This window comes from Paenarthrobacter sp. 10L420 (genome assembly GCF_056395385.1).
The window spans coordinates 1-7,654 of record NZ_JBFTJK010000045.1; the positions used below are offsets into that span (position 1 = coordinate 1).

The window sequence follows — 7,654 nt, forward strand, 5'->3', positions numbered from 1 at the left end:
GCGCTGGAAAACACCCGGTTCTGGGCGCCGCTGTCACTGAGCCCGGAACAGAAAGCCGGCCTCGAGGACCCTGCGGCCATGGCAGCCGCCGCGGACGCGCTGCCCATCGAACAGGTCGCCAAGCGCTGGATCGTCGCCTCGGATCCGGATCCGGAGCAGGTCATGGACCAGCTCATGCCCTACGTAGAGGCAGGGTTCAATCACCTGGTCTTCCACGCCCCGGGCCATGACCAGCAACGGTTCCTGTCCCAGTTCGCCGAACACCTCCTGCCGCATCTCAACCCGGGCGTCATGTCCTTCGCTGAGCTGCAGCGACTCCGCCCGGTAGCCGCTTCGATGGGCATGATGCTCGAGACCACGGCCACGAGACTCTGGAGCGAGCGCGGGGGAGTGCACTTCGGGTCCCCGGAGAAGGACCCTGCTCTAAGGATGAGGGTGCCAGGTACAGGAGACCATCGTCCAGAACCTCCGCGCGAAACCGCACACTGCGATGCGCGGCTTCGATGTATTGCATGGCAAGCGACAACGTTTCCAATGTTTGAAATCGGGTCGAGAACGGATCATCAATGTCACATAGACAGTGACAACCACTCAACTCGTCCCCGCTATAGGCCAGCAGAAAGCCCAGACCAAATATTGTGGCATTTCCCAGGGGCCTCGCGGCCAAAATGCCCACGATCGCCTGCAGTGGTGCGAAGCGACGCCCGTATACCAGTATTGCCGAGCACAGGAAGACGATGGAGATGGGAATCATGATCGAGGTCAATGGAGAACCCATGCTGTCTTGCACCGCATCGCGAACCGCCCGCGAATCCCATGCCTCACAGAAGATCTTCTTGTGTTAATGATCTCATCGCATACGGCGGTCCTTGACGGGTGATCGGGTACAAACGGGATCACGATGTCTGGCTGGGCTGTTTATGATCTGACCACAGTGCAGCAGCCGACAGAATGCAGGCAGAAATCAGCGTCGATCTTCTCATGAAGAGGACCGGCCGCGCGCCAACTTCTTCGCTGCAGCGGCGAAGGCTGGAGGGCGAACTCATCGTTCGAGGATCAACGGCGTATGCGCCCGCCTTGTTGTAGGCTACGTTCCGAGCAGTTGAGCAAACGCCGGTCAGGGGCCAGATTTCCCTGAGGCATCCGAAAAAGAAGTGCTGGCGGCTGCCGCCGTTGCGGGACCTTTGAACTGGAAGTACTGCCGCATTCCACGTGTGCCCGGCCAAACGCTGCCATCAAATCCCAAACGCCGGCTTACGGCTCGGAACCCACGGAGGTGGACAAACTATTGATTGCGCGCGCCAATATCGGAAGTGCATTCGAGACTTGGTCCAACTCTGACGAGCTCATTTGGCGAGTCATTTCCACCATGATGCGAGCCCTGGCCAGACGTACCGCCCGGTAAGCTGCCTTACCTTCATCCGTCATCGACACAAGATATGCACGAGAGTCCGATTCATCGGTTGTTCTACTGACGTAGCCAGCTGCCACCGCTGCCGCTACCTGCCGGCTGAGGGTGGACCTATCGAGTCCAAGACGATTTGCGAGATCAGAGATCCGGAGCGTCCCAGTAGCTGACAATCGAGTGAGTATCGAGATCATGGAGCGATCTATCGAGACGCCCGACCTCTCCACTAACAGTGCGTGGAACTCATAGAGAGACCAGCGAATGATAGATCCCAACGCCTCATCAATCACGCGCTGATTTGGATTAAGCTCAACGGTATCGCCGACCGATGCTGTCGTTCCCATAAGTGCCCTTCCTCGTTTCCAAACTTGTCATGGCCTATGTTATGGCGGACGCTGATTTCCCTCCCGGCCACAACGCTCAACCCCTGAAAATGCGCACGCGGGCGGTCCCTAGCCTTTACGGGTCGGACCAAGCAGTTGAATGCACAACACACGAATAGAATATCCAGCCCTCGTCTCAGCACTTCGATCCATGCGTCAGATTGAGGTTGGCATCGGTGTCACCAATACGCCCGCGGTGGTCAAGTCCCACTCTGGCTTACAACCCCTTCGCCCGCACACTGACATGGCTGTGCATTAACGCCACCAACCTCGTGCGGGGGAGTTGACGCTCAGTCAGTTGCCCTGACGCTGTGTTTCAGAAGGTGGGCTTCGCGCCGCGTTTGAATCTCCTCGCAGTCCGGCAAAATCATTTAATGCTGGCTACGGCTGATGTCCGTCGGCTCAACTTGGGCAGAGGACGATACATTCCGCGCCGATAGTGCTGCCCTCCAGGCAGTTCTTGCGGAATGACCCATACCTCATGGCCTCGGGATACTTCAAACATTTGGCGAGGGCTATTGCCGTCTACCACAATCCAGAGTGCAGAGGAGTCGGGCATCGCGATGATCCTTTGGCAGCTTCGGCCTCTCGCCCTGAGTTTTTCACGCAGGAGATTCCTGGTCGTAGCCCGCAGCCCAGGATCGCACGCATGCCACGTCGTCCTGAAGCTGCGAGGCGAGTTGATCGAGTCGGTGAAATTTTCGTTTGGCGGCGACGGTAGAAGTTGAGAGTTACCAAGTCAATGCGACCTTACAAGTCCCCGCTGTATTCAAGAAGGTGAGTTTCCAGTAGCCGCGTTCCTTTACGGTGCTGTAATTCTGTCTCTCCATTCGATGACCGCAGCGGTAAAGCTGTGATCTGGGGGAATCTGTAATCCGGCCTTCATTGAGCCTCCCATCGACGATTTCGTTGGTCTGATGTGCTCTGTCGTGACGGTCATTTCTTGGTTACAGATCCTGTCAGCGACGCAATTGGCCGCAGAAGGATGGGCTGGGCGGATACCCACAGCACGGCCATGAGCACGAGGGCTCCGGCGAAGAACCAGAAGCCGACCCAACTCTCGTCGTTCCGCCCGGCGAATATGTGGTTGAGATTGCGCAATGCACCGGTGGCGAACACGAGGGTCACGTGGCCGATGATGAACAGCCCGAAGTAGAGCATCACGGGGAAGTGGATCGCCCGAGCTAACTCGACGCGGTATACCTTGTTGATTTTGGCGTCCTTAGGCCACGCGCCCGACATGCGGATGCCGGTGATGATTGAAAACGGGGCGGCGATAAAAACGGTCACGAAGTATGTGATCATTTGTAGGCTGTTGTATGACACCCAGGCATTTTCAAGCGGCCAGTCGAGAGATGCATACTGCAACGCGGCCGACAATGCGTTGGGGATATGCTCCCATGAGGTTGGCACCAACCGTTGCCACTGGCCTGTCGAGAACAGTAGGACGTAGAAAGCGATTCCGGTAACGACCCACAGCGAATTAAGGCTCACATGCAGCCACAGGTCGAGACTGATCTTGTTTGGCTTGCCCTTGGTGTGGAGGAGTCCCCGATTGTTTCGGGTCCAGTAGGCGGGGGGGCGCTCGGTGGTGCGTACGTGCCAACCGCTGCGGATAATCATCAGGATCAGCAGCATGTTGAAAAAGTGGCTCCATTGCAACCACTCGGGGAAGCCCTCGGGTGCTCCGGGTGGCAGTTGGAAGTGGCCAGGGTAGTTGGTCACGAACGATTGCACTCCGGAGAGAGTGCGCAGCCACTGTGCGCCGAACACAATCGAAGTGAGCAGGACCAACGCAGCAGGGATCACCCACACAAGCGTGAACCAGCGGCTGCGCTTGCCCTTCTTCTGCAGAGTGCTGCTCGTCATTTCTGCCGCGCCTTGATTCCCTCGACAAGCTTCGGTACTACTTTGAAGAGATCTCCGACGATGCCGAAGTCAGCGATGTCAAAGATGGGGGAGTCGTTGTCCTTGTTGATGGCGACGATTGTCTTTGCAGTCTGCATTCCGGCCCGGTGCTGGATCGCACCCGAGATGCCGAGCGCTATATAGAGTTGCGGTGACACCGTAATGCCGGTCTGCCCTACCTGGTAGGAATGCGGCACATATCCGGCATCCACAGCGGCCCGTGACGCACCCACGGCAGCACCGAGCACGTCGGCGAGGTCTTCCACAATCGAAAAATTCTCCTTTGAGCCGACACCGCGGCCACCTGAGACGACAGTGGTCGCCTCCCGCAGGTCGGGGCGGGTGGACGCGATCGTCTCGTCGTTCACTGCAGTGATGGCTGTGGACTTCGATGTGTCGACCTCGATGGAGACAATGCTGGTCTCGGAGGCTGCTCCGGGCGCGACATTCTCGATCACACCGAGCCTTACCGTCGCGATAGTCAGGCCTCCGGTGACCGTACTGTTGGTGTTGTAGGCACCCCCGAACACTGAATGAGACCCGACGACCCTGTCACCGTCGGCGTGCACGCCGACGACATCGAGCAGTAGCGCTCCGCCGGTGCGGACCGCCAGTCGACCCGCGACCTCAGCCCCGTCCAGAGTGTTCGCTGTCAGCACAGCAGTTGGCGTGTACTCGGTCACCGCAGCCTGAAGCGCGGCAACCTGGGCGACTGCGACAGTGGTCGTCGCGGAATCAGTTTCGGCGATGTATATTCGCGCTGCACCCAACTCACGGAGACGCGAGGACACCGTGGCACCTTGCCCGGCCGCGACGGCTGCAACCGCAACAGGCGTGCCTATGGAGCCGGCAGCACCGATCAACATCTCCGACGAACGACGGATCGTGCCCGCGGGGGAGACCTCGATGAAAGCAAGAACGTTTGACATCGTAATTTTCTCCAAATCTATTGGGGGCCTAAAGAAGCCGCTCGGCAACGAGGAATTCAATAAGCTTGTCGGCTGCAACGCCCTCGTCGTGGATTTTCGTGCCGGTCTGACGGGCGGGACGTGCCGCCGTGGAAAGGACGATCGAGCGGGCCAGGCCGGGGAAAGAAGGATCGATTCCGAGGTCAGATAGCCTGGTCACGTCGATCTTCTTGCGTTTGGCCGACATGATTCCTTTGAAGCCGGGGAAACGCGCCTCGTCTGCGCTCTCGGTGATGGACACGACGGCCGGGAGTGTCGCCCACACTTCGCGCGTACCGGACTCGGTAGCCTGTGTTCCTGTCACCTCGTTGCCCACCTGCAGTCCGTTAAGCGAGGCCAGATATGACAGCCCCAGATGCTCCGCGACCATGGCGGGGATAACACCACCCCGGCCATCCGTCGATGCATCTCCGGCCAGAACCAGATCAACACCGCCTACGCGCTCCACCGCCCTTGCGATGACCAGGGCGGAACGTACAGCATCCGCTCCCATCAACTGATCATCGAGAACGTGCACTCCGGAATCGGCTCCCATCGAAAGTGCTTTCCTAATGGACGCTGTTGCCGATTCCGGACCCATCGACAGGGCTATTACCTCGGTCGTCTCGTCGGCGTCCTTCCGCTGCAGCGCGACCTCGATTGCTCGCTCGCTGATCTCATCGATAACTGCGTCGCTCCGCTCACGATTGACCCGGCCGTCGGTCAGCAGGGTGCGCTCCCCATAGGTGTCAGGCACCTGCTTCATTAGTACAACTATTTTCACTGGCTACTCCTTTGATACGTGGATATCCCGATGGTGGTCGGGCGGCGGCTGCCTGCGAGAGGCGAGGCGCAAACGGGCTCCCATAGCGAACATTGCCGGTGTTACCGTTGCAGAAGGCATTTTGGACGACCTCGAAGAGGTCCCTTCAGCGTCGAAGTATGACCGGGGCTCATGGCCAAAATTGCCTCAGGCCGGCACTTAGGCCAATCGTGCTCTAGAAGCCGAGGTCGCGGCCGATGATGTTCTTCATGATCTCATTTGAGCCTGCCCAGATCTTAGTGACGCGGGCATCCTTCCAGGCGCGGGCGACGCGATATTCGTTCATAAATCCATAGCCTCCGTACAGCTGGACGCAGTGGTCGAGAACCTCATTCTGTACGTCCGCGGCCCACCACTTGGCTTTTGCTGCATCGACGGCGGAGAGCTCTCCGCGGACTTGCGCAGCGACACACTGGTCGACGTATGCCTGGGTCACCTCAGTCTTTGTCACGAGTTCCGCGAGCAGGAATTTGTTGTGCTGGAACGACCCAATCGCTTGGCCGAAGGCTTGGCGATCGCGTGCATACTCAATCGTTTCGTCGAGGATCTGCCGGGCGTGTGCGAGATTGGTTACGGCGGCGCCGATGCGCTCCTGTGGAAGTAGTTCCATCATGTGGCCGAATCCGCCGTTGAGGCTTCCGATCAGGTGGTCCTCAGTGAGGTAGACATTGTCGAAGTAGAGCTCGGCGGTGTTGGCCTCAGGTTGACCCACCTTATCGAGTGGCGTTCCGCGGCTGAAGCCCGGCATCGACGCTTCGACAGCGAAGAGAGAGATTCCCTTCCCGCGGCTATCTGGAGTCGTTCGGGCGGCCACGATGATGAGGTCCGCAGAACCTCCGTTGGTGATGAAGATCTTGGATCCGTTGAGAATCCAGCCGCCCTTCGGGTCCTTTACGGCAGAGGTTCGCAGGGCGGCCAAGTCGGAACCGGCGGAAGGCTCTGTCATGGCGATCGCCGTCACGATCGAGCCGTCGCAGAACCCGGGCAGCCAGCGTTTACGCTGCTCAGGCGTTGAGAGCTTAACGAGATACGGTGCGACCACATCGAAATGAATGCTCATCGACGATGCAAGGGCAAGGTTCACTTTGGCTAGCTCTTCGAGCAGTACCGCATTGAACCGATAGTCGGCAGCTTCGCTTCCGCCGTACTCCTCAGGAACCTCAAGGCCAAGGAAGCCGTGCTTGCCTGCGTCCTGCCAGACTTCGCGCGGAATTCGTTTGCTTGCGGCATGCTCATCAACATTGGGGCTAATGGAACGCCGAATAAATTCGGCGACCGAGCTGCGGAAGGCCTTATGGTCATCCTCGTAGAGTGTGCGCTCAATCATGGGGGATAAGTTCCTAGGGTGTCTGCCTTGATGGACTAGTGGCCTTGCCTTGGGCGAAGGGTGGTGCTGCCGCACTAAGCGACGATCCCAAGGCGACCATATTGATTGTATAATACACCTAATACTTGCTCCTGGGAATGTCCACCAAGATTGGCGACCGTCGAGCGCGGGTTGGCTGTGAAATTGACTAAGAATGGCCGGTCCGCGAGTTCCTTCACGCGGTTCACGAGTTGCAGGTTGTGCGTGAAGTTCTCGCCTTGGAAACGAGGGGAGCTTCCCAATCCTCGATTTTCATTTCTGGATACGATACCATCACTTCGTGGATCCGATTCCACAGTGTCTCGACATTGCAGTTGGTCCCGTGGTAAGCCATCGAACGCACATCCCGGGCGACCCTGTACCTGTTTCCACCGGTCATGGATCAGGACCCGGTCAGGACTCTTGCCCTCCAGCACCCTCGACCACGATAGCTCGAACCATATATCTCTACGAGAGGAAGGCGCCCATGGCGTCGACAACTGACGACTGGTCAACGGACATAGCGGAAGTGCGAGACGACGACGTTCTCATTCGCGGCCACCTGCTGACCACGATGATTGGCAAGCGCAGCTTCGGTGAACTCGCATACCTCCTCATCAGCGGCCGGTGGCCAACGAATGGCCAGGCCCACGTCCTGGAGGCCATCATGGTTTCGGTGATGGAGCACGGTATCTCACCAACGACCACGGTCACGCGAATGATGGCCTCGTACGGGAATCCTATCCAGGTAGGAATCGCTGCTGGGATGCTCACCATCGGTGATCACCATGGCGGCGCCGGAGAACAGATCGCCGGGTGGCTCCGGGAAGCCGTAGCCGG

The 7,654-nt window shown here is 58.6% G+C and carries 7 protein-coding genes; 1 reads left to right on the forward strand and 6 read right to left on the reverse strand.

The genetic code is table 11. The annotated features are described in order from the left end of the window. Nucleotides 1-33: 33 nt before the first annotated feature. The 6 genes from AC1DD5_RS25465 to AC1DD5_RS25490 form a co-directional block, all read right to left on the reverse strand. Nucleotides 34-396 carry a hypothetical protein gene (locus tag AC1DD5_RS25465; RefSeq protein WP_477523102.1) on the reverse strand — a complete coding sequence of 121 codons (363 nt, stop codon included), beginning with the start codon at nt 394-396 and terminating at the stop codon, nt 34-36. Between the two features lie 858 nt (nt 397-1,254). Then, nucleotides 1,255-1,752, reverse strand: a complete 498-nt coding sequence (locus AC1DD5_RS25470) for a MarR family winged helix-turn-helix transcriptional regulator (RefSeq protein ID WP_477523103.1) — start codon at nt 1,750-1,752, stop codon at nt 1,255-1,257. A gap of 975 nt (nt 1,753-2,727) precedes the next feature. Further along, entirely contained in the window at nt 2,728-3,660 is a 933-nt protein-coding gene (locus AC1DD5_RS25475; protein WP_477523104.1) for a cytochrome b/b6 domain-containing protein, read from the reverse strand. Then, nucleotides 3,657-4,628 (reverse strand): electron transfer flavoprotein subunit alpha/FixB family protein, encoded by a 972-nt coding sequence (locus AC1DD5_RS25480; protein WP_477520207.1) that lies wholly within the window; start codon nt 4,626-4,628, stop codon nt 3,657-3,659. The genes AC1DD5_RS25475 and AC1DD5_RS25480 overlap by 4 nt, the downstream gene beginning before the upstream one ends. A 28-nt stretch (nt 4,629-4,656) precedes the next feature. Next, nucleotides 4,657-5,430, reverse strand: coding sequence for an electron transfer flavoprotein subunit beta/FixA family protein (locus tag AC1DD5_RS25485; RefSeq protein WP_477520206.1), 774 nt, complete (start codon nt 5,428-5,430; stop codon nt 4,657-4,659). A gap of 214 nt (nt 5,431-5,644) precedes the next feature. Then, entirely contained in the window at nt 5,645-6,796 is a 1,152-nt protein-coding gene (locus AC1DD5_RS25490) for an acyl-CoA dehydrogenase family protein (RefSeq protein WP_477523105.1), read from the reverse strand. A gap of 505 nt (nt 6,797-7,301) precedes the next feature. Between AC1DD5_RS25490 and AC1DD5_RS25495 the strand changes: the two genes are divergently transcribed. Continuing rightward, the coding region (locus AC1DD5_RS25495) for a citrate/2-methylcitrate synthase (protein ID WP_477522853.1) at nt 7,302-7,654 on the forward strand (353 nt) is incomplete at its 3' end.